The organism is Paeniglutamicibacter sp. Y32M11 (assembly GCF_019285735.1).
GTDB lineage: Bacteria > Actinomycetota > Actinomycetes > Actinomycetales > Micrococcaceae > Paeniglutamicibacter.
This window is the reverse complement of the sequence record NZ_CP079107.1, coordinates 457,274-479,539: the sequence shown is the minus strand read 5'-3', so window position 1 is coordinate 479,539 and position 22,266 is coordinate 457,274. Positions and strand designations below refer to the sequence as shown.

The window sequence follows — 22,266 nt, the reverse complement described above, 5'->3', positions numbered from 1 at the left end:
GGGCGAATCGGGGCAGTGATCACGTACTTGATGACGCTTAAGCCGAGGGCCGAATCATACATTCGGGGCTAAACCCATTAGGCTAGTGGACGAGAGTGGCTCCCTCGGGTGCATCCCGTGCGCCCGCGAGCTCACCCGAACTCGAACCTGAATGAGGAGTTTGTGCCGTGATGACCGCACAGAAGAACCGTGGACGCCGCGCCGCTGCAGCAGCCGCAATTGCCATGTTGACCCTTGGTGCTACCGGTTGTGGCGCCATCAACGAACAAGCGACGACCTTCCAGTACGCCGCTTCCGATGGAATCGTACTCAACGTCGGTGACCTAAATGTCCGTAACCTGTTGATCGTGACCAAGAGCGCCACCGACAAGGCCCGCCTGATCGGCTCGCTGGTTAACGCCACCGACGCCGCCCAGACCCTGAAGGTTGAGCTCTCGACCGGCTCCGTTTCCATCAACGTCCCGGCCAAGACCACCGTGAAACTTGAAGAGATCGAGAAGATCCTGCCGTCCGCCGGAGTACTTCCCGGTAGCCGGGTCGAGGCCACCCTGAGCGTGGGGTCCAACTCGGACGGCATCACCATCCCGGTGATTGACGGAACCCTCGAGGAATACCGCGAATTCGTTCCCGGCGGCTTCGACGAGCACAGCCTCGAGCACCTGACCCCGGAACCGAAGACCGAAGAGCACCACTAAACCGGCTTCGGCGCTACGCCGTCGGCAACAAACTCATAAAGGTGATGGGCCAGAAGAATTTTTCTGGCCCATCACCTTTTTTGTTTTTGGCGCCCCGCCCGGTACCTCACCGGAGAACAGCAGGGCCCCGCGCGCACCATTGTTCGGCGTCTCTCGTGGCCCTGCGCGTGTTTTGTTACTGCGTTGACGGCGTGAGTCTAGGCCTCAAACTTGTAGCCCAGCCCGCGCACCGTCACCAGGTGCACCGGGGTCGCCGGCTCCGGCTCAATCTTGGAGCGCAAACGCTTCACGTGCACGTCAAGGGTCTTGGTGTCCCCCACGTAGTCTGATCCCCACACACGGTCGATCAGCTGCCCGCGAGTTAACACTCGACCGGCGTTGCGCAGCAGCATTTCCAAGAGCTCAAATTCCTTCAGCGGCATCGACACCTCATCGTTGCGTACCGAGACCAAGTGACGTTCCACGTCCATGCGCACCGGACCGGCGGCAACAACATTGCTCACCAGTTCTTCGCCTTCACCCTGGCGACGCAGCACCGCACGGATGCGAGCGACCAGTTCACGGGAAGAATACGGCTTGGTGACATAGTCGTCGGCACCCAGTTCCAGACCGACAACCTTGTCGATTTCCGAATCCTTGGCCGTCAACATGATGACCGGAACCTGAGAAACGGTGCGTAGCTGCCGGAAAACTTCGGTACCCGGCTGCCCCGGGAGCATCAGGTCCAGGAGCACCAGATCGGCTCCGTGACGTTCAAACTCGGTGACGGCGTCTAGCCCGTTGTCTGCCACCCGGACCTCAAAGCCCTCCTTCTCCAGCAGGTATGTCAGTGGATCTGAGAGTGACTCTTCGTCCTCGACAAGCAAAATACGGGTCATCCCCGTCCTCCTTCCGACGCCGCGCCATGAGCGAGGGCCGTGTTGTGTGTGTGCTCGCCCCGGAGGGGAGCCGAATTCTCTTCGTCGCCAGTTTCATCAACCATCGGCAACCGGACGGTGAATGTCGAGCCCTGACCGGGTTGGGACCACAGGGTGATTTCTCCACCGTGGTTGGCCACCACGTGCTTCACGATGCTCAGACCCAGTCCGGTGCCGCCGGTGTGGCGGGAGCGGGCGGCATCGATACGGTAGAAGCGCTCAAAGATCCGGTCTTGCTCATCCGGGGCAATGCCCGGGCCCTGATCGGTGACGGACACCTGAACCAAACCATCGCGCTGGCGCAAGCCCACCCCCACCGTGGTGTTTTCCGGTGAATACCGGATGGCGTTGTCGATGAGGTTCCGCAGCGCGGTCATCAGCAGGTCCCTGTCACCAAAGACATCGTGGTCCACGTTGCCACCGACGGAGATCTTGATGTTCTTCTCCTCGGCCGGGAGCTTGTTGCGGTCAACCGCCTCGGCCAGGACATCATTGATGTCCACCCGTTCACCGGCCAACACCACGTCGGTCCCCTGCAGTCGGGACAGTTCGATGATGTCTTGGACCAATGCCGCCAGACGGGCGGATTCCTTGTACAACCGCGTGGTGAAGCGACGCACCGCCACCTCGTCGTCGGCCGCCCCATCGATGGCCTCGGCCAGCAGCGAGATCGCGCCGACGGGGGTCTTGAGCTCGTGGGAGACGTTGGCAACGAAGTCGTTGCGTACCGCGGCCGTGCGAGTGATCTCGGTGCGGTCATCGGCCAGCAGCAAGATGTATTCCTCACCCAAAGGGGCGATGCGCACATGAACCACCATGTTGGCCGCGCCCATCGCGCCGCGCTGCAGCTCGAACTCGCGTTCGGCAATCACCCCGTCGCCGCGGACCTGGCTGGCCAGGGTGCGTAATTCGTCGTGGATCAGCGTATGGCCGCGGACCAGTCCGTAGGCATAGGAAGCAGGGTTGGCTCGCACCACCCCGTCGACCTCATCAAGAATCACGAAGGCACGGCCAATGACGGAGAGCACTTCGGCGGAACCTTCGGGCAGTGTAGGTTCACCCACGACCGGGAGCCCACGGCGCGATCGCCGGGAGCCCCAGTACGCCATGATGCCCACAATGCCTAGGGCCAGCCCGACGAGGCCCGCAACAACGGATATTAAGACATCATTCACGCCTCCTAGCCTAACGGTGGCGGTGCCCGCGATCCGTGCACTTACGCGTGTTTATACGACGCGTTCACGAAACGTTCACTTCGTTGGAGTGATCGGTTCACCCGGTGCTGTAACAATGGACATGAACAGTTCCGTGGTCCGTGCCGGACGCGGTGCTCCACCGTAGTGAAAGGACGCCCGCGTGCGTAAGGTTTTCCAGGCCGATCTGCAGCAAATCGGAGAAGAACTCATCGAGATGTCACGTTTGGTGGCTTCGGCGATGGATCGCGCCTACGAGTCGTTTGCGAATGCGGATATCGAGCTGGCGCAGGAAGTTATCGCCGAGGACGCGAAAATTGATTTCCTGCAGAACCAGCTGGACGAGCGCGCCATCGACGTCTTGGCGCTCCAGGGCCCGGTGGCCTCGGACCTGCGGATGATCGTCGGTTCGTTGCGCATGAGTGCCTCGCTGGAACGCATGGGAGATTTGGCTCGCCACGTCGCCCAGCTGGCTCGCCTGCGCTTCCCGCAGCAGGTTGTTCCCGAATCCATCGCCCCCACCTTCAAGGCCATGGCAGAGCTCGACATTCAGATCGTCGGCAAGGTCGGTCAGCTGCTGGACACCCGCGATCTGTCGCTGGCACGCGAGATCATCGAGCTGAATACCAAGATTGATGAGCTGCATGCCTCGATCTTCCGCATCGTGGCGGCACCCGAGTGGACCTACTCCGGACCGATGACCGCCGATGTCACCCTGACCAGCCGCTACCTAGAGCGCTTCGGCGATCACGGGGTGTCTGTTGCTCGCAAGGTTTCCTACCTGGTGACCGGCGAGTGGGATCCGGATATCTCGCTCTTCTAAACCATTAAAGTCCAGTACTAAGGAAGCGAGCCCGCCATTCGGCGGGCTCGCTTCCTTGTTAATAGCGTTCTTCGGCTCCGCCAAACGCACCGAGGTGCCATTTAAACGCCAAACCGCCACACGTATCTCACCGGTGACCCAAGGGCCAGCGGGGAATTACGGTGCAGCGGCGGTGTTCGTGGCGCAGGAAGCCGAGTCGGCTCCTTACCCCTCGCAGTCGCGGCAGTAGGCCACGCCATTGGACTCGCGCGCCAGCAGCGTGCGGTGGCGGATCAGGAAGCAGGATCCGCAAAGGAACTCGTCTTCCTTCTGCGGAATGACGGTAACCGTCAGTTCCTCGTTCGACAGGTCGGCACCGGCCAGTTCAACACCATCCGAGGTATCTTCCTCGTCTAGGTCCCGGGACACGCTACGTGCGTCGGGGGCGTTGGCGGACTTTACCGCTTCCAGGGAGGCTTTACGGGCCTCGGCTACGTCGGGCCGGACCTCGTCATAATCAGTTGCCACGAAATGCAATCCTTACGTGATTCAGGGGTACGTCGAGACGACACAGTACAGCATGAACCCGAGTGTGCAAGTGCCAGGGGCTGTTTTTACGCCTCTCGCGCACAGATTGTGACAAGGCATACCTTTTGGCCCCACTTCTTCACGCTTTCTTCATGGCCCACGGCACAGTGCGCGCGTCTCCTCGAAGGAGCCCAAAGCCCTGCTGAGTTAGTCCGCGGGCAGTGCCCGGACCACGGCGTGCTTAACGCAAAAGGGGCCCTGCCCCAGCACCGCCACAAAATAGTGGAGTGCCGGCGCAGGGCCCCGCTAGCTGCCCCTGGGATGGTGATCTCGGGGCGAGGTAAGAGCCGGTGGCTTAGCGGCCCTGGTTGGCTACGGCCTTGATGGCGTCGGCGGCTGCGTCGGCATCAAGGTACTGTCCGCCGCGGGTGACCGGGGTGAAGTCCTCATTCAATTCGTAGACCAGCGGGATGCCGGTGGGGATGTTCAGCGACGCGATGTCCTCGTCGCTGATGCCATCGAGGTGCTTAACCAGTGCGCGCAGCGAGTTGCCGTGCGCGGTGACCAGTACCGTCTTGCTGGCGACTAGGTCGGCCTTGATCTCATTTTCCCAGTACGGGAGCATACGATCCAGAACATCCTTGAGGCATTCGGTGCGCGGGGCAGCATCACCGAGATCCGCATACCGCGGATCGTTGATCTGGCTGAACTCCGAGTCATCATTCAGCGGCGGCGGCGGGGTGTCGTAGCTACGACGCCATTCCATAAACTGCTCCTCGCCGTATTCGGCCAGGGTTGCCGCCTTGTCCTTGCCCTGCAGCGCACCATAGTGACGCTCGTTCAGGCGCCAGTTGCGCTTGACCGGGATCCAGGACAAGTCAGCCGCTTCGAGGGCCAGGTTGGCGGTGATGATGGCGCGCTTGAGCAGCGAGGTGTGCAGGACGGCCGGGACCAGTCCTGCCTCGGTGAGCAGCTGGCCTCCGCGGGTAGCTTCGGCACGGCCTTTCTCGGTGAGCGATACGTCGTACCAACCGGTGAACAGGTTCTTTTCGTTCCACTCGCTTTGCCCGTGGCGCAGCAGGATCAGGGTGTAAGTCATAGTTCCCATTCTAGGACGCGTGAAGTGCCTTACTTTATTCCGTGACGTGTTCCCGGCGCGGTGCGCGACACTTTAGGCTTGAAGCAATGGTTCAGAAAGCGACTCGGCTTGGCGGACGGTCCCGGACCGGTCGCCCTCTGGGTAATACCACCCGCGGAACCACGAACCCCAATCGCATGCGCCGCGTTGACCGTTGGTTAACCGGACCCCAGGGCTGGCGCCTGCGCCCCGCGGTCACCGGCGCCCCGCCCATCGCCGTGGATCTTGGCTATGGGGCATCCCCGAGAACCGCTGTTGAATTCTTCGAGCGCATTCGCGCCGTGTCGCCGTCTGCACGTGTTGTTGGCATCGAGATTGAACCCGAACGGGTGGCCCGCGGTGCGGCTCTTGAACTCGAGGGTCTGGACTTTATGCTCGGCGGCTTCGAAATCCCCGTTGCTGCTCAGGTGAGCGTGATCCGCGCCTTTAATGTGCTGCGGCAGTATGACGAGGCGGATGTGCCGGGCATCTGGGACACCATGGCCTCGCGCCTCACCACCACCGGTGTGCTGATCGAGGGCACCTGCGATGAGATCGGCCGGCGCAGCAGTTGGGTAGCGGTGACCAAGGACGGCCCCCAAACCCTGAGTATCTCACTGCGTTTTGGCGCCTTCGAGCTACCCTCCGATGTGGCCGAGCGACTGCCCAAGGCACTGATTCACCGCAACATCACCGGGGAACGCATTCATGAATTTCTTGGTGCCGCCGATGCCGCCTGGTTAACCGCTTCCCCACTGGCCACCTTCGGAAACAGTCAACGCTTTGTGGCCATGTGCCGCGCGCTTCGTGAAGCCGGATGGCCCATCTGCGATTCGGCAGCACGCTGGCGCTTGGGCGAAATGACGGTTTTGTGGGACGCCGTGGCACCGCGCAGCGGAGCCCTGGCCCGCATCGAGGAGAACTAGTCGGCAGCGGATATAGCCGTGCCGACCAGAGGTACAGAAGTGCTCTGGTAGATAGATAATTGAGCCATGGTCCCTGGTGCTGCACGGAGCGGAAAGCAAGTGCTGATCCTGCTGTGCGTGATCGTATTGTTGGTGCTGGTATCGCTGGTTGTTGTCTTGACCCGTGGTGCGTCGAAACCGCTTGATGCGCACAGTCCTGCCGGCGTGGTTCAGGGGTATGTCACCGCCGTGGTGAGCGGCGACGAGGACACCGCGCGCGAATTTCTCACCGATGTAGACGACAAACGCTGCGATGGGTACGAATCGGTGGCCCCCGAGCGAAATATCAGGGTTGCTCTGGTGCGCACCACCCAGCACGAAGCCACCGCCGACGTGGTAGTTTCCATTTCCTACAGCAACGTCTCGGGACCCTTCGGCAGCCCCGAATACGCTAACGAGGAATCCTTCGAGTTAGACCTGGTTGCTGGTGCCTGGCGCATCTCCAGTGCGCCGTGGCCCCTGTTGGTCTGTGCAGATGAGGGACTCAAACCATGAGCGCCGACCATCAAACGGGCAGCCGTCCGGTGGCTCCAGCCTTAGGCACACTGCGCCGCATCATCTTGTTCATCTTGCTCTTTGCTCTTCTCTCCCTCACCGCCTCCGGCGTTGGCTCGCTCTTGGGCTGGGCGTTTACCGCCGGCGATGTGCTGGTTGCCGCGGACTCTTCCTCGCTGGCGCTTGCACTGGCTCTCACCTTGGTGGGCGGCCCGCTGGGCGCCATAGCCTTCTGGGCCAGCTGGCGACTGCTGCGCTCTCCGGCGGAACGGCGCTCCACGGCCTGGGGGATTTATTTCTCCGCCATGTACATCACCTCGCTGATCACCGCCTCCAGTTTCATCCTCAGTGGATTGGCTCACTGGATCGGTGGGGACACCGGAAACGTCAAGACGTCGCTGGGGCAGGGGCTGGGCTGGGCAGCGGTGTGGTGGTGGCATCGGTGGATGCTGGCCCACAGCACGCGCGGGCCGGTGGCCTTGGCCACGGTGCCCACGCTCCTCGGTTGGGCGTTCGGGTTGGTTCTTGGGCTTGGGGCCGCCAGCAACGCCTTGGGGCTGCTCTTTGACCGAGCGCTGGGGGTGCACGAGGAGCTGGCCGTGGTTGGGAGCCCCTGGTGGCGCGGCGCCCTAGGACTTTTGGTGTGGGCCGTTGGCGGAGCGGTGATCTGGTGGTGGCATTGGTTCCGCTCTGGGGCCAGCACCCTGCACACGGCTCTGGCCGGGGTAGCGGTGGTGTCCCTGGGAGTGGGGGTCTCGAGCATCTTGGCCCTGGGCGGTGTGGGGATGGTGCTTTTTGTGCTGCTGCGGTTGGGGCTGGATCGCAGCGATCCGCTGCCCATCTTGTTGGATCCTGCCCCCGAGGCGCTGGCTGCGGCTTTGCTGGGGCTGCTCTCCTGGCTCTACCACGCAAGGATCGTGAGTAACCGCCCGGCACCTCTTCCCACGGCCGCCGGACTCGCCATTTCCGGGATCACCCTGATCGCGTGGGCTTCCGGTCTAGGCGTGGTGGTGAACGCGGGGCTGTCCACGGTCACCACCCATTTGGGCGGCACCGATTCGTTGCAGCTGCTCTTGGCTGGGCTCAGTTCGTTGGCCGTGGGCGGTCCGTTGTGGTGGTTCTCGTGGCGTCCGGCCCGGTCCTTTGACCAGCAAGGTCGGCGCATCTATCTAGTTCTGGTCTTTGGAATCAGCGCGGTGGTATCCCTGGTGACGCTGCTGGTGATCGGCTTCCGGCTCTTTGAGTTCATCTTGGGGGATGCGAGTACCTCGGGACTGCTTGAGCGCGTCAGGGCGCCGGTGGGCTTGCTACTCGCCACGGCTCTGGTGGCCGGCTACCACTTTGTGCTGTGGCGCCATGCCCGTGAGCTCACCGAGCACGCCGAAGCGCCGGGCGTCCCGGGGAGCAGACCCCACCTCGGTCTCTCCGAGGTGGTGCTGGTGGCCGGTGCCGATGCCCCGGATCTCGCCGCGGTGATCCGGGCGCACACCGGCGCCCATGTCATGGTGCTGCTGCGCCATGAGCCGGCCGGTGCGACGCTCTCCGTGGAGCAGGTCCTCCAGAGCCTGCGCGGCCACGGTGCGCGGCGGATCCTGCTGCTGGTGGGTCCGGGAGACCGGCTGGAGGCCACCGCGCTGGCCGATGACTCGCCGATGATCGGTTCCGGGTAAAAAATCGGGGTAGCGTAGCGCTCCGTGAGCGCCACACCTGCCGGGTGTCCCCATTTCGATTCGCCGCTGTCGACGCCGATCAACGGCGTGGGCAGGTGGCCGTGGCGGCCATTTACTGCAGCGGAAAAAGGCACAAAAAGGGGTGTGATGCCGCGGCAATCCGCCGCATCACACCCCTGTGAAGCTATTGCGCGGGTGGTTTGCCCCGCGGCAGCTCTAGTACGGGTAGTAGCCGCCCTTGCCGGAAACCGCCGGCTTCACGTCCGCCAGATACACGCAGGCAATGCAGGCACCAATGAGCTGGAACATTCCGCCGCCGCCTCCCGAGAACAACGAGAGCAGGCAGACCAAGGTGGCCGCGGCGCTCATGCCCATCCAGAACTGCTTGGTGCGCTTGTTTTCGCGCTGGAAGTTGGCTGCCGGACGCCGGACCGCGTCAGCCAGCGCCATAACGGCCAGCACCACGGCAACTACACCGAGCGCAAGCATGAGGTAACGGTCAAACAAGTGGGCATAAATCATGGTTCTAGCCTAGCGGGATTCGCTCAGCGCCGCGTGAAGATCGGCATACAAGTCCTCCACATTTTCGATGCCGACGCTCAGCCGCACCAAATTTTCGGGCACGGTGCCCGGTTCCCCCGGATGACGCCGACGCCTCTCGGCCAGAGATTCGACCCCACCCAGCGACGTGGCGGGGGTCCACAGCTGCAGTGCGGCAAGCATCCGATCGGCAGCCTCGGGGCCGGCGGCGATCTCGATACCGATGATCGCACCAAAACCCTCCAGCTGTTCCGCGGCCCGGGCGTACCCCGGGTCCTGCGGCAGGCCCGGGTAACGCACCAGTGAAATGGCGGGGTGTTCGGCCAGACGCCGCGCCAGTTCCCCGGCGTTCGCCTCGGCCTTATCCAGACGCAGGGCCATGGTGCGGATGCCACGCAACGTCAGCCAGGCCTCAAAGGGCCCGGGGATCGCACCGTGCAGGGTCCGCATGGAGTGCAGACGGGCGTGTAGTTCCGGGTTGCGCGTCACCACGGCACCGAGGACCACATCCGAGTGTCCACCCATGTACTTGGTAGCCGAATGCACCACCACGTCCGCACCTTGCTGCAGTGGGCGTTGGCGCAGCGGCGTGGAGAAGGTGTTATCCACCACCGTGAGGACTCCCGCGTCCTTGGCCGCTTTCAGCAATACCGGCAAATCGGCGACCTCAAGCATCGGGTTGGTGGGTGACTCCAGCCAGGCCATATCGGCTCCCACCAGGGCTGCGAGCACCGCATTGGTATCGGCAAGATCCACCCGGCGAACGGTTAAGCCCAGCGTGGCTTCAAGTTCGGCGACCAGGGCCAGTGACCCGTTGTAAGCGTGAGAGGGGATCACGATGGTGTTCCCGGGTGCCAGCAGCGACAGGCCCGCCGCCACGGCCGCCATCCCGGAGGCATAAGCCAGGGCCGGCAGATCACAGTCCTCGAGCGTGGCAATCATTTCTTCCAGCGGATCCCAGGTGGGATTCGTGAATCGCCCGTACACCTTTTCTCCCGCGCCGGGCACACCCAGCGAATAGAACGTGGAGGAAAGCACGATGGGCGGGTTCACGGGCTGGTCAACGGCATGCGGCGGGCGTCCGGCGGACACCACAACGGTGTCCGGGGCCAGCGGCGCGAAATCAGGACGGGTCATGATTTTTAGATTACCTTCCCACCCCCGCTGCTCCCACTCTGATGACGTGGGTTTCGAGCGGATCACCGGCGCTTGCCTGTCTCGATGCGAGCCACGGGGAAGATAGGCTGGTAGGTGTGAATGACGCGCAGCAGAACCTTCAGCACACCGGCCGCTTCATTGTCTTTGAAGGTGGTGACGGCGCCGGCAAATCGACGCAGGCGGCACTGCTTGCCCAGACGCTGCGCGATCGCGGCCATACGGTGCTGCACACCCGGGAACCAGGTGGCACCCCCATCGGGGAGAAATTGCGTTCGCTGGTTCTTGACCATGGCCAGGGCACCGTTGATGCGCGCACCGAGGCACTGATGTACGCGGCGGCCCGTGCCGCTCACGTCGAACAGGTCATCCGCCCCGCCCTGGCCGCCGGCACCATGGTAATCTGCGACAGATTCATCGATTCATCCCTGGCGTATCAAGGCATCGGCCGGGAACTCGGCGAGGATGCCGTGCGAGCCATCAACGAATTTGCCACCGGCGGGCTGCTGCCGGATCTGACGGTGCTCCTGGATGTTTCCCCCGCCGCCGGACGTTCGCGACGCATCGTTGACGCGGACGGACAAGCGGTGAGCGAAGATCGTCTGGAATCCGAACCGGATTCCTTCCACCTACTGATCCGCGACGCCTTTGTACACTTTGCTACCCGGGAACCGGCGCGCTATTTGGTCCTTGATGCCACCACCGGCATCACGGAGCTGGCCGAAGCGATCATTGGCACCGTGTCGAATCTATTAAACGGGCCAAGGTCCTAACCGTGGATGTCTGGGAGGACCTGCCCGGTCAGGAAAAGGCCATCACCGCGCTACGCCGAGCTGTGGCCGAGGGGGCCCCGGCACACGCTTGGTTGTTCACCGGTCCGCCGGGCTCCGGGCGCTCCAACGCCGCGCGGGCCTTTGCCGCCGCGCTGCAATGCCAACTCACCGACCCGGAAAAACGTGGCTGCGGTGTCTGCAAGGCCTGTGTGACGGTCCTGGCCGGAACCCATCCGGATGTAGCGTTGATCGCCACGGAGAAGGTCAATTACCAGATTGATGACGTCCGGGAGCTGATCACCAAGGCGCAGGACCGGCCTTCCACCGCGCCCTGGCGAGTGATCATCGTGGAGGATGCCGACCGGATGACCGAGCGCACCACCAACGTGCTGCTCAAATCCATTGAGGAGCCGCCTCCTCACACCGTGTGGATCCTGTGTGCGCCATCCCCCGCCGACGTCTTGGTGACCATTCGCTCGCGCTGCCGTTCGGTGTCCCTGGCCGTGCCCACCCGCGAATCGGTGGCCGCGCTGCTGGTGCGCCGCGACGGGCTTTCGGCGGAACAAGCCGAATTTGCCGCACGCATCTCCCAATCCCACATTGGCATTGCACGGCGTCTGGCCCGCGATGCCGAGGCGCGCCGCCGCCGCGACACCACGGTGCGGCTACCACTGCGCATCCGTTCGGTCTCCGATGCGGTGATGGCCGCGGCCGAACTGGTGGAACTCTCCACCGCCGAGGCCACCGCGTCCGCCGCAGAACGCGCCGAGGCGGAATCGGCGGCCCTGCGCACATCACTCGGCCTGGACGCCGAGTCCCCGGTGCCGCCCCAACAGCGCAGCGCGTTTAAGGCACTCGAGGAAAATGCGAAGCGTCGCGCCCGCCGCGCCACCCACGATGCGTTGGATCGTTCGCTGATCGACCTGACCACGTTCTTCCGCGATGTGTTGCTGCTGCAGCTCAAGAGCGGGAGCGAGCTGGTCAACGACTATCTCTCAGATCCGCTGCACGCCTACGCCAACGCCTCGCACCCGGAGGCGACGATCGCGAAGATCGATGCCATTGCCGAGGCCCGGGCGCGTATCGGAGCCAATGTGGCTCCGTTGTTGGCCATGGAGGCCATGATGGTCTCGCTGCGTCCCGCGGCCTAAGCCTTTTTCCACCCACTCGGACCATCCAAGGAGTTTCACCGCCGTATGAGAGCACCCCGCCGCCACCTGAGTGTGATGTCCTTGCTAGCCGCGATGGCCCTGTTGCTGAGCGGATGCTCGGTGACCGCGACCCCCGTGAGCGAGTCCACCGCTACGGCGCCCGGTACCGCGGCCAATGCCCCCAAGGGACTGGAAAAGTTTTACACGCAGAGATTGGAATGGAGCTCCTGCGGCGGATCGCTGAAGTGCGCCGAGCTGAGCGTACCGATGGACTATGCCAACCCGGCCGGGGAAACGCTGAGCCTGAAGCTCAACAAGCGCCCCGGCAGCGGCACCATACAGGGTTCCTTGTTGGTGAATCCCGGTGGCCCCGGCGCCTCCGGGCTGGATCTGGTGCGCGACTCCGTGCCGCAGATGTTTGGCCGTTCGCTACAAGACGGCTTTGACATCGTGGGCTTTGACCCGCGCGGGGTAGCTTCCTCCAGCCCGGTGAAGTGTGAGGACGCCGCCGAGCAAGATGCCGGCCGCCAGGTGCAATTTGATACCTCCACCGACGCCGGTCTGGCCGCCATGCGAGCCTCCAGCGCCGACTACGCTGCCCTCTGCGCGGAGCGCACCGGCGCGGCTCTGGGCTTTGTTGATACCGTTTCCGCGGCCCGCGACATGGACGTGATGCGCGCGGTGCTCGGGGATGAAAAGTTGAATTTTCTGGGCTTTTCCTACGGAACCTCGTTGGGCGCCCACTATGCAGAGTTGTTCCCGAAAAACGTCGGTCGGTTGGTGCTCGACGGAGCCCTAGATCCGGCCCTCTCCAACGAGGAGATCACCCTGGGCCAGGCGGTGGGATTCGAAAACGAAATTCGCGCCTACCTCCAAGATTGCCTCGCTTCCGGCGACTGCCCCTTCAGCGGCTCCCTAGATGATGCCCTAACCCAGTTGCGTGCACTCTTGGATACCGTCGAAGCGAACCCGATGGTAGCCAGTGACGGACGCAGCGTTCCGATCATCGACTTTGTCAATGGCTTCATCATTCCGCTCTACGACAACGCCAGTTGGCCCACCCTGACCCAGGCCCTGAGCTCGGTCATGGATGGAGATGTGGACACCATCGAGTACTTCGCCGATCTTTCCGCCGGACGCACCTCCGATGGCACTTATTCGGGCAACGGAGCAGCCTCCTTCACCGCCATCAACTGCCTCGATTACCCGATGAATGCCGACGTGGCCACCATGCGCGCCGATGCCGCGACGTTGACCAAGGCGGCACCGACCATCGGTAAGTATCTGGCTTTCGGTGCGGTCGGGTGCCAAGACTGGGAGTTTAAGGCCACCGGCAAACCGGGCAAGCTGACGGCCAAGGGCGCCGCACCCATCGTGGTCATCGGCACCACCGGAGACCCCGCCACCCCCTATGCCTGGAGCCAGTCACTGGCCAAGTCACTGGAATCGGCCTCCCTGGTGACCTATCAGGGGCACGGGCATACCGCCTATGGGCGTTCTAATGGTTGCGTGAGCGACGCCGTGGAATCCTACTTCCTTGACGGCACGGTTCCGACCGACGGATTAACCTGCTGAGGAACGCATTTTTCCCCTCGTTTTGACCGCTGAGGACCCACTCCTATAAAGTGTTCACTTGTGGTGCTTATGCGCCGCGGTGCCTCCTTAGCTCAGTTGGTAGAGCGTTTCACTCGTAATGAAAAGGTCGCCAGTTCGATTCTGGCAGGAGGCTCGTCGAAACGACGTGAGGGTCCGTTACCGCCAAGGTGACGGACCCTTTCGCGTCTCCCCGTCAGCTGGTCCCCATCATGGGGCAGAACCTCAGGAAATCAACGTGCCGCAGCCAGCATTCTCCGCGTCTCTCTACCCCGCAGAACTGACACGGTTCCTGGCGGCCTCCGGCCTTTTGGCCGGATACGAGCTGTCCAACGTTGTTCTTGACCCCAATCCACAGGCAGTCGCCTACTCCGGGTGTTCCTTTGTGCTCACCGACGGAACCGGCAAGCAAAACCGTGCGGTGTTCCGCGCAGCCAAGGTGACTCCCACCAAAGCGGGACTTTTTGTGACACTGTGGATCCGCGGCACAGATGGGCAAACCCGGCCCTACCGCGCAACCGACGGCATCGATGTGCTCTATGTGGCGGCACATACCGCAGGCGGCTACGGCTACTTCAGGTTCACTGCCGCAGATCTTCTGAAAGCTAAAATCTTGGCCGGTGATGCATCGGCAGGCAAACGCGGATTCCGGCTCTACACGCCATGGGACACATCGCTGAACCGCACGGCGCAGAACACCTGGTTGTGGCAGCAACATTGCTTCACGGTCTTGTCGAGTTAGTCTTCTGGGATGGAGAAGCTGTCCCTGTACACAACTCGTTTGGAATTAGTCCCGCCCTGCAGCGACGATGTGGACGCCATTCGCTCCGCGTGTCAGGATCCGGAGATTCAACACTGGGTGCCGATTCCGGTGCCGTACCGGTTTGAAGATGCCTTGGAATACGCGACCGTCCACACGGAAAAGACGTGGGAGGCGGGCACCGAATTCACTTGGACCATTCGTTTATCCTCCCAGCTTGCCGGGGTGGTCGGGCTCTACCGAGTTGCCAACTCCTCGGCGGACTTGGGCTTCTGGATGGATCCGGCATTTCGCGGCCGCGGGTTTCTCACCGAGGCGTGTCGTGAAGTTCTCGATTTTGCTTTTGGGCCCGCTCCGCAGGGGCTGGGCCTGGCTCGCGTGGGCTGGAATGCCTACGCGGGAAATATCGGTTCGGCCCGCGTCGCGCAAAAGTTGGGGTTCCATTTCGAGGGAACGGCACGGCTGGGCGCTGCCTTACGTGGAGAACTGCGTGATGATTGGGCGGCCGGACTACTGTTCACCGATGATCGCAGTGCCCAGAACTGGCCGATCCTCGATTAATGCGCATAAAACGTGTGGGGACCCGTCACCGGATCCCCACACGTTTATACATTCGACTCCCGCTCGTGCGGGGCGCGAGATAGATTCTTTAGGCGAAGTCACTCACGGCCGGATCGGCCGCGATGCGCCCCTCGGCACCCTTATCCAGAGCGTTGATCGCGGCGATGTCCTGCGCATCGAGCGTCACGCTCTGACCGGCGAAGTTCTCCACGATACGTGAAGGCGTGACCGACTTCGGGATGACCACGTTACCCAGAGCCAAATGCCAGGCAATAACTACCTGCGCAACACTGGCATCGTGCTTTTCGGCGATGGTCACCAAAACGGGATCGCTCAGCAGTTCGCTGCCCTGACCCAGCGGGGACCACGACTCGTGAGCGATGTTCTTGGATGCCTCGAACTCGCGCAGTGCCGTCTGCGGGAAGTACGGGTGGGTTTCGACCTGGTTGATCACCGGCAGGACACCGGTGGCCTCTTCGAGCTCGGCGAGCGCTTCGATGGTGAAGTTGCAGACGCCGATGGACTTCACTCGACCCGACTTCTGCAGCTCGATCAGAGCCTTCCACGTGTCAATGTACTTACCCTGCTTCGGCTGCAACCAGTGGATCAGGTAGAGGTCAAGGTATTGAAGGCCCAGGCGTTCCATTGACGCGTCAAAGGCTGCCAGCGTTTCTTCGAAGCCCTGATCCGCGTTCCAGACCTTGGTGGTGATGAACATGTCTTCGCGGGCCACATCGGTGGCCGCAATGGCGCGTCCGACGCCTTCCTCGTTGCCGTAGATGCGCGCGGTGTCGATGTGGCGGTATCCAGCGGCAAAGGCCTGCTGGACAACATCGTTGGCGACGTCATTTTCAACCTTCCAGACCCCGTAGCCAAGCTGGGGAATGGTGTTGCCGTCGTGGAAAGTGGTCACTGGGGATACAAGGTTCGTCATGTTCCCCATCCTGCCACCATGCATTGAAGGGAATTGGCTCTGCTGAGAATGATCAGCGTTCGGCGAAACCCGGAATATCTCCCGGTCCCCATGTCGCGGCGCTCTCCTCGGGTGTCAGGAACCTCCCCTAGTGTTTCGCCAATTCAATCTCGGCGGCACTGATACCGTCGGCGACCAGGTCCGCACGCATGGCGACGTTTTCTAATCCGGCGGAGGCAAAGCCCCAGCGTTCCCCATCTAAGCGGGCCATGGCTGCGACCTGGGCGGTGGTGGCCAAGTCGTTGGCTGCCTTGGAGAGCAGCCTGTGCACGGCATACAGCTCGTGGGGAATGTCGGACCCGGTACTGGGGGATTTCTTCTGGGCACTCACACACACCACACGCACCCGCGCTTGGAGATCCGCCAGGTGATTGGCGATCATGATCAGGGCGTTGTGCAGATCATTGTCCTCGATGCCCTCGAGGATCTGGTGCACCCGGTCCAGGGAACGGCCAAACCTGTCGTAGGCGCGTCGCCATACCCCGTCGCCGAGCTCCTTGGTGTCGCGGCGTGCTTCGCGAGCGGCGGAGAATAATCCCATCTACGTGTTTGCCTTTGTTATAACCATGAGGTCCCCCGGCACGTATGAGCTACCGAGGAACACGTTGCTGACAGTATTGCCATTTTCCAGTCTAGAGGTACTGCCCAAAGCCGCCATCGCCCTCGGTGGCGGGGCTGGCTGCTTGGCGCTCGGGTGGCACCGGCGAGCCGGGACCGCCCTGGGTGATGCGTTCGGGTTCACCCTGCTCATTGATGACGATCCCCGGGGCTACCTGCGTCCCGGGGGGAAGCTGACGCATCGCCATGCGCTGGGCCAACTGCTGATTGGCCAGTTGCTGGGCGGCCATGGCTGCCTGTAGTCCGTGGAACACGCCCTCCAGCCATCCCACCAATTGAGCCTGCGCCACCCGCAGCTCGGCCTCCGAAGGCGTCTGACCATCGGCGAAGGGCAAACGAATGCGGTGCAGCTCGTCGGCAAGTTCAGGGGTGAGCCCCGTCTCCAGCTCATGAACGGAGCGCTCATGAATGTCCGCCATCCGGGTCCGAGCTTCGGCGTCCAGTGGAGCGGCGCGCACCTCGTCAAGTAGCTGTTTGATCATTCCACCGATGCGCATCAGTTTGGCAGGTTCCCCGATGCCCGTCACTCCCGCGTTGCCCTTGCCAGAGGCATGCGGAGCTTCAGCCTCGGGGGCTGCCTCCGCTGCCTGCTGGGCTGAGCCCGTGGCGGAACCACCGCTCGGGGTGCCCGACTCTGCGGCTACCGGGAATGGCCATGGCGTATCGCCAGATGCAGGAGTGTTCGTTGCAGCGGTCGGATCTGGGATCTGTGCACTGTGCTCGCTCATGGCTCCATCTTGCCACGCCGATCTTCACCGTGGCTCGAAGATTTCGATGTTGGTCAAACGCCGGGCGCGAACGGCAAGGCCGTCACCCACCTTCCGCCGCTGATGACGGCGTAGTCGTCACCCCCACAGATGACTCAGGGCCGGTGGCCGGTGGATACGTTCCACCGGCCACCGGCCCTGTGTCTACCGGCAGCGCATCAGCGCCTTAGCAGCACCGACCCTGCGGATTTTTTTCCTGCCAGTCGGAGTAGTCGCGCCAGAATTCGCGCTCCGTCATGGGAGTGATACCCGGATGATCCCGTCCCTGGTGTTCGAGGTACACCCGGTACTTATCGGCACCCAGCACTCCCTCGAGATAACGCACCACACCACGTGCCGCGTTTCCCAGCACGGCCAGTGGTTGCCTAGCGGCCATGATCAGTGTCCTCCGCGGACGATCTGGTGCTCCGCCGGGACTTTCTTCCAGGCCTGCTCCAACTCCTTCTCCGCCGGAGAAGAGACCAATCCACTCGGTGCGTAGATCTTCGAGGGGATTTCCGGATCCTCGGTGTTCTTGCCACCGCCGTTGGGATACGCCCGGATGGTGGCGATGATGGCGGAGATGATCACGATCAGCGAAAGTACCAGGAAGATCACCGAGAGCCAACCCTGAACGCCGGTATTGCGGACCACTGCCTCCATGGCCTCGACGTTCTTGGCGGAACCGAAGCTGGTTTCCCCGCGTTCCAGCGCGCCCTTGTGCGCATTGTGCTGCGCGAAGTAGCCCACGGCCGGGACGGTGGAGAAGATCTTCAGGAACGATGCGTACACGGTGACCACGGTGGCGAACGCCAGCGGCAGCACAATGATCCACAGGTACTTGAAGTTTCCGCGCTTGGCCACGATGGTCATCACCACGGCCAGGGCGATGGCCGCCAGCAGCTGGTTGGAGATGCCGAAGAGCGGGAAGAAGGTATTGATGCCACCGAGTGGATCGGTGACCCCCAGAATCAGGATGTACCCCCAGGCAGCGACCATGATGGCCGTACATATCCAGGCTCCTGGACGCCAGGAGGTGTCCTTGAACTTCGGGAAGACGTTGCCAATGGTGTCCTGCAGCATGAAGCGGGCCACACGGGTTCCGGCATCCACGGCGGTGAGGATAAACAGGGCCTCGAACATGATGGCGAAGTGGTACCAGAAGCTTGCCATAGCGGCTCCGCCAAACCACTGCTGCATGATGTGGGCGATGCCCACCGCGAGGGTCGGGGCACCGCCGGTGCGCGAAACCACCGATTCTTCTCCCACGCTGGCGGCTAGATCGGTGAGCATGCTGGGGGTCAGGTTGACACCCGTCAGGCCCAGCGAGTTCACAAACGCCACGGCGCCTTCCACGGTTCCGCCGGTGGCGGCAGCCGAGGAGTTCATCGCGAAGTAGATACCACGATCAATGGAGATCGCTGCTACCAGGGCCATGATGGCCACGAAGGATTCCATCAGCATGCCGCCGTAACCCAGGAAGCGGGTCTGCTTCTCTTTTTCCACCATCTTTGGGGTGGTTCCGGAGGCAATCAGCGCGTGGAAGCCGGAGAGCGCTCCACAGGCAATGGTGACAAAGAGGAAGGGGAACAGATGCCCCGCAACCACCGGCCCCTTGTCGGAACCGGCAAATTCGGAGATGGCCGGAACACTGATCTCCGGGCGGACCACGATGATGGCAGCGGCCAGCAGACCAATGACACCGATCTTCATGAAGGTGGAGAGGTAATCACGCGGTGCCAGCAGCAGCCAAACTGGGAGTACCGCGGCAATGAAGCCGTAAATGATGATGAACCAGGCCAGGGTGGTGCGGTCCAGGTGGAAGAACTCGGCACCCCATGCGGATTCGGCAACCCAGCGACCGGAGACGATGGCGAACATCAACAGTACAAAGCCGATCACGGAAATTTCCATGACCTTTCCCGGGCGGATGAAGCGCAGGTAAACACCCATGAAGAGGGCGATCGGGATGGTCAGGCCAACCGAGTAGACGCCCCAGGCGGATTCGCCCAGCGCATTAACCACCACGAGGGCAAGGATGGCGACGATGATAACCATGATGGCCAGCGTTGCAATCAGGGCCGCGGTGCCACCAATGACACCGAGCTCTTCACGAGCCATCTGTCCCAGCGAGCGTCCGCCTCGACGCATCGAGAAGAACATAACGAGGTAGTCCTGAACTGCTCCGGCCAGAACTACACCGATGATGATCCAGATGGTTCCCGGGAGGTATCCCATCTGAGCGGCAAGGATGGGTCCAACCAGCGGGCCAGCGCCGGCGATGGCGGCGAAGTGGTGTCCGAAGAGCACACGACGGTCCGTGGGCATGAAGTCGCGGCCGTTGTTGTTGTATTCGGCCGGGGTGGCCCGGAAATCGTTGGGCTTGGCGATCTTGCGTTCAATGAACTTGGAGTAAAAACGGTAGGCGACCAAATAAGTACAGATCGCAGCGAAGACGAACCAGATGGCGTTGATTGTTTCCCCGCGGGAGAATGCCAGAATGGCCCAGGCGACGGCACCGAGCAGCGAGATCGCTGCCCAGAGCGCAATCTTGCCCGGTGTCCATTTTCGTTCCTCGGCTTCCGCAACTTGCGGGTCAACGGCTGCCGGTGGAAGCTTGGGAGCCGAAGATTGAGACTTACTCATGTTTTCCTCTCACGTGACTAATGCGTGGGTAGATGCGAGTGATCGTTGAGTAGGCGCCGCGTATGGTGTGCTCCGTGACACCTACCCCTGTGATACACCGTAGTCCGTGGGAAAAACAGTTTCAGTGCTTAACGACGATTTTTCCCGTATGCATCCCCGAATCGAAGTATTCATGCGCCGAACGGGTGTCTGTGAAGGGGAAACGTCGATCTATCGACAGCTCCAGCGCTCCTGATGCGAGCAGCGGCAATGCATGAGACTTCACCGCGGCAACAATTTCGGATTTCTGCTCCCGTGGCCGCGCTCGCAGCGTGGTGCCAATGACTCTGGCACGCTTGGCCATCAGTGCGCCGAGGTTGAGTTCTCCTGTGGCCCCGCCCTGCAGTCCGATCACCACCAGTCGTCCGCCAACGGCCATGGCACGCAGATTCTGTCCGAGGTATTTGGCTCCCACCACATCCAAAATCACATCGACGCCTGCGCCACCAGTCAGCTCGGCAACACGCTCAACGAAGTCTTCCTCGCGGTAATTGATACCCGCGGTGGCACCCAGCGCCAGACAATGCTCAATTTTTTGTGCGCTGGACGCCGTCACCAGAACCTTGGCGCCGGCGGCGACGGCCAGCTGGATCGCCATGGAACCGATGCCGCCGGCTCCGCCATGCAGGAGCACCGTCTCACCCGGGGCAAGATTAGCCTCTAGGAAAAGGTTGGAGACCACGGTGCCCGCAACCTCCATGAACCCTGCAGCATCCACCACGTCGGTGTTCTCGGGCACCTCGAGGACATGCCCGGCAGGGACGCTCACATATTGGGCGTAACCGCCACCGGCTAACAGGGCGCAGACGTTCTGTCCCACGGTGAAGCCAAGTGCGCCCTCCCCCAACGCCTCGATAGTTCCCGAAACCTCAAGCCCGGGAATGTCGCTTGCCCCGGCTGGAGGCGGGTAGACACCACGGCGCTGCTGTACGTCGGCACGGTTCAGCCCAAATGCAGCCACCTTGATCAATACCTCACCGGCGCCGGCCGCCGGTTTGGGCCGATCTACCTCTACCAGCACCTCGGGGCCACCAGCACCCTGATACTCAAAGGCACGCATTGTTGTCATGGGATTCTCCTCACCGTTTTTGGCCATTCTTGCGAGCCTTTCGGCTCCCCCACCGTTGTCGTGGGACCCAAAGAACACGCGTATAACCTTGTTGGGGCCACTCTACCGGCAAGAAATTGTTGCACTAATTTCCTGCTCAGGGACCCCGGTGTCCTTTTGCACTCTCACTCTGGCGTATACTTTTTTGGTCTGGATGGTTGTCCGAGCGGCCTAAGGAGCTGGTCTTGAAAACCAGTGTGCGGTAACCCCGTACCAAGAGTTCAAATCTCTTACCATCCGCTCAGTGAAAGAGGCGGTTCCCGTATTCACGGGAACCGCCTCTTTGCATTCATGCTCCGGCCATCTTCAGGGACAGTGCCGCCAAGTAAGCTTCCATTCATCAGGGCAGGCAAATGTCCCGGTTCCCGAGCCACGGTACAGCTCCAGGATAGGAAGCGTTCAACAATGTCTCAGCGCATCAGCACTCCCGCCGGAAACCCGGTATGGACCGACATCATGACCACCGACATCGAAGCAAGCAAGAAGTTCTACGCCGCACTCTTCGGCTGGGAATTCGAGGAACCGACCTCCGAGGAATACGGCGGATACCTCAGTGCCACGCGGCAGGGGCGCCTGGCCGCGGGGCTTTCGCCCTACCAGCCAGAGTTCGGTGGTATTCCCAACATCTGGTCGCTGTACCTCAAGAGCGAGGACATCACCGCCACTCAGGCCAGCGTTCAGGGCGCCGGCGGCCAGACGCTGATGCCGCCGATGCATGTGGCGCCCTACGGCCACATGGGTATCTTCCAAGATGCTGGCGGAGCCGCCTTCGGCGTATGGCAGCCTCAAGAGCACCAGGGGTTCGGCGTCGATTCCGAGCATGGGGCACCCGCGTGGCATGAATTGTATTCCAAGGCTTACCCCGCGGCGGTGGAGTTCTATTCAAAGGCCTTTGGGTGGGACATTCATGTGATGTCCGATGCCCCGGAATTCTTATACTCAACGTATGGGCAGGGCGAGGATGCGCGCGCCGGGCTGATGGACGCTTCGGGGTTCCTACCGGCCGATGTACCCGGGTTCTGGGTGACCTACTGGGGCGTGGATGATGTGGATGCAGCCTGCGCGCTGGCTGTGGCCAACGGCGGCACCGTAACCGAGGGCCCACAGGACTCGGAGTTCGGTCGGGTTGCCGCCATCACCGACTGCTGCGGAGCAGCCCTGAAGCTGGTCGGCGTGTAGCAAAGCTAGTTTTTCCCGGCCACGGTGCGGGTGCGGGCAGTA

At 62.3% G+C, this 22,266-nt stretch carries 23 protein-coding genes and 2 tRNA genes; 13 read left to right on the top strand and 12 right to left on the bottom strand.

Annotated features, from left to right (window positions below):
- The first annotated feature begins 170 nt into the window (after positions 1-170).
- Entirely contained in the window at positions 171-695 is a 525-nt protein-coding gene (locus tag KUF55_RS02180; RefSeq protein ID WP_218817866.1) for a hypothetical protein, read from the top strand.
- A gap of 197 nt (positions 696-892) precedes the next feature.
- Here the strand turns inward: KUF55_RS02180 and KUF55_RS02175 are convergent, their stop codons facing one another.
- Positions 893-1,573, bottom strand: coding sequence for a response regulator transcription factor (locus KUF55_RS02175; protein WP_218817865.1), 681 nt, complete (start codon positions 1,571-1,573; stop codon positions 893-895).
- Positions 1,570-2,787 (bottom strand): cell wall metabolism sensor histidine kinase WalK, encoded by a 1,218-nt coding sequence (locus tag KUF55_RS02170; RefSeq protein WP_132365179.1) that lies wholly within the window; start codon positions 2,785-2,787, stop codon positions 1,570-1,572. The genes KUF55_RS02175 and KUF55_RS02170 overlap by 4 nt, the downstream gene beginning before the upstream one ends.
- Positions 2,788-2,968: 181 nt before the next feature.
- Between KUF55_RS02170 and phoU the strand changes: the two genes are divergently transcribed.
- Positions 2,969-3,628: a phosphate signaling complex protein PhoU gene (gene phoU / locus KUF55_RS02165; RefSeq protein WP_132365180.1), complete on the top strand. Its 660-nt coding sequence runs from the start codon at positions 2,969-2,971 to the stop codon at positions 3,626-3,628.
- A 204-nt stretch (positions 3,629-3,832) separates the two neighbouring features.
- On the opposite strand, the gene KUF55_RS02160 is transcribed toward phoU, so the two are convergent.
- Positions 3,833-4,135 (bottom strand): DUF4193 domain-containing protein, encoded by a 303-nt coding sequence (locus KUF55_RS02160; protein ID WP_132365181.1) that lies wholly within the window; start codon positions 4,133-4,135, stop codon positions 3,833-3,835.
- Positions 4,136-4,490: 355 nt separating this feature from the next.
- Complete coding sequence (locus KUF55_RS02155; RefSeq protein ID WP_218817864.1) at positions 4,491-5,234, bottom strand: phosphoglyceromutase; 744 nt, start codon at positions 5,232-5,234, stop codon at positions 4,491-4,493.
- 86 nt (positions 5,235-5,320) lie between these two features.
- Here KUF55_RS02155 and KUF55_RS02150 point away from each other — a divergent pair, with 86 nt between their 5' ends.
- From KUF55_RS02150 to KUF55_RS02140, 3 genes are all read left to right on the top strand, one after another.
- Positions 5,321-6,178, top strand: coding sequence for a class I SAM-dependent methyltransferase (locus tag KUF55_RS02150; protein WP_132365183.1), 858 nt, complete (start codon positions 5,321-5,323; stop codon positions 6,176-6,178).
- A gap of 99 nt (positions 6,179-6,277) precedes the next feature.
- Positions 6,278-6,712 (top strand): hypothetical protein, encoded by a 435-nt coding sequence (locus KUF55_RS02145; RefSeq protein WP_218817863.1) that lies wholly within the window; start codon positions 6,278-6,280, stop codon positions 6,710-6,712.
- A complete protein-coding gene (locus KUF55_RS02140) occupies positions 6,709-8,382 on the top strand; it encodes a DUF5671 domain-containing protein (protein ID WP_218817862.1) in 1,674 nt (557 codons plus the stop codon). The genes KUF55_RS02145 and KUF55_RS02140 overlap by 4 nt, the downstream gene beginning before the upstream one ends.
- Positions 8,383-8,598: 216 nt before the next feature.
- Here KUF55_RS02140 and KUF55_RS02135 read toward each other — a convergent pair whose 3' ends face one another.
- A complete protein-coding gene (locus KUF55_RS02135) occupies positions 8,599-8,904 on the bottom strand; it encodes a DUF2516 family protein (protein WP_132365186.1) in 306 nt (101 codons plus the stop codon).
- 9 nt (positions 8,905-8,913) lie between these two features.
- Positions 8,914-10,059, bottom strand: a complete 1,146-nt coding sequence (locus tag KUF55_RS02130; protein WP_218817861.1) for a PLP-dependent aspartate aminotransferase family protein — start codon at positions 10,057-10,059, stop codon at positions 8,914-8,916.
- Between the two features lie 116 nt (positions 10,060-10,175).
- Between KUF55_RS02130 and tmk the strand changes: the two genes are divergently transcribed.
- The 6 genes from tmk to KUF55_RS02100 all read left to right on the top strand — a co-directional run bounded on the left by tmk (position 10,176) and on the right by KUF55_RS02100 (position 14,915).
- Entirely contained in the window at positions 10,176-10,850 is a 675-nt protein-coding gene (tmk, locus tag KUF55_RS02125) for a dTMP kinase (RefSeq protein WP_255557239.1), read from the top strand.
- 2 nt (positions 10,851-10,852) lie between these two features.
- The gene (locus tag KUF55_RS02120; protein ID WP_132365189.1) at positions 10,853-12,001 is read left to right on the top strand and encodes a DNA polymerase III subunit delta'; all 1,149 of its coding nucleotides are present in this window, start codon (positions 10,853-10,855) and stop codon (positions 11,999-12,001) included.
- 45 nt (positions 12,002-12,046) lie between these two features.
- A complete protein-coding gene (locus KUF55_RS02115; protein ID WP_218817860.1) occupies positions 12,047-13,576 on the top strand; it encodes an alpha/beta hydrolase in 1,530 nt (509 codons plus the stop codon).
- Between the two features lie 81 nt (positions 13,577-13,657).
- Positions 13,658-13,730 (top strand) — tRNA-Thr (locus KUF55_RS02110).
- A 102-nt stretch (positions 13,731-13,832) separates the two neighbouring features.
- Positions 13,833-14,336: a MepB family protein gene (locus KUF55_RS02105; protein WP_218817859.1), complete on the top strand. Its 504-nt coding sequence runs from the start codon at positions 13,833-13,835 to the stop codon at positions 14,334-14,336.
- Between the two features lie 9 nt (positions 14,337-14,345).
- Positions 14,346-14,915 (top strand): GNAT family N-acetyltransferase, encoded by a 570-nt coding sequence (locus tag KUF55_RS02100; RefSeq protein ID WP_132365192.1) that lies wholly within the window; start codon positions 14,346-14,348, stop codon positions 14,913-14,915.
- Between the two features lie 88 nt (positions 14,916-15,003).
- Here KUF55_RS02100 and KUF55_RS02095 read toward each other — a convergent pair whose 3' ends face one another.
- The 6 genes from KUF55_RS02095 to KUF55_RS02070 form a co-directional block, all read right to left on the bottom strand.
- Complete coding sequence (locus KUF55_RS02095) at positions 15,004-15,858, bottom strand: aldo/keto reductase (RefSeq protein WP_370630943.1); 855 nt, start codon at positions 15,856-15,858, stop codon at positions 15,004-15,006.
- A gap of 118 nt (positions 15,859-15,976) precedes the next feature.
- Complete coding sequence (locus tag KUF55_RS02090; RefSeq protein ID WP_218817858.1) at positions 15,977-16,429, bottom strand: hypothetical protein; 453 nt, start codon at positions 16,427-16,429, stop codon at positions 15,977-15,979.
- Positions 16,430-16,520: 91 nt separating this feature from the next.
- Positions 16,521-17,234 (bottom strand): proteasome activator, encoded by a 714-nt coding sequence (locus KUF55_RS02085; protein WP_218817857.1) that lies wholly within the window; start codon positions 17,232-17,234, stop codon positions 16,521-16,523.
- A 205-nt stretch (positions 17,235-17,439) separates the two neighbouring features.
- The gene (locus KUF55_RS02080; RefSeq protein WP_218817856.1) at positions 17,440-17,649 is read right to left on the bottom strand and encodes a YbdD/YjiX family protein; all 210 of its coding nucleotides are present in this window, start codon (positions 17,647-17,649) and stop codon (positions 17,440-17,442) included.
- Between the two features lie 2 nt (positions 17,650-17,651).
- On the bottom strand, positions 17,652-19,898 hold the full coding sequence (locus tag KUF55_RS02075) for a carbon starvation CstA family protein (protein ID WP_132365197.1): 2,247 nt from the start codon (positions 19,896-19,898) through the stop codon (positions 17,652-17,654).
- 121 nt (positions 19,899-20,019) lie between these two features.
- Positions 20,020-20,997 carry an NAD(P)H-quinone oxidoreductase gene (locus KUF55_RS02070; protein ID WP_132365220.1) on the bottom strand — a complete coding sequence of 326 codons (978 nt, stop codon included), beginning with the start codon at positions 20,995-20,997 and terminating at the stop codon, positions 20,020-20,022.
- 200 nt (positions 20,998-21,197) lie between these two features.
- On the opposite strand from KUF55_RS02070, the gene KUF55_RS02065 reads away from it, so the two are divergent.
- A tRNA-Ser gene (locus KUF55_RS02065) sits at positions 21,198-21,285 on the top strand.
- 165 nt (positions 21,286-21,450) lie between these two features.
- Complete coding sequence (locus tag KUF55_RS02060; RefSeq protein WP_218817855.1) at positions 21,451-22,224, top strand: VOC family protein; 774 nt, start codon at positions 21,451-21,453, stop codon at positions 22,222-22,224.
- The last annotated feature ends 42 nt before the right edge of the window (positions 22,225-22,266 follow it).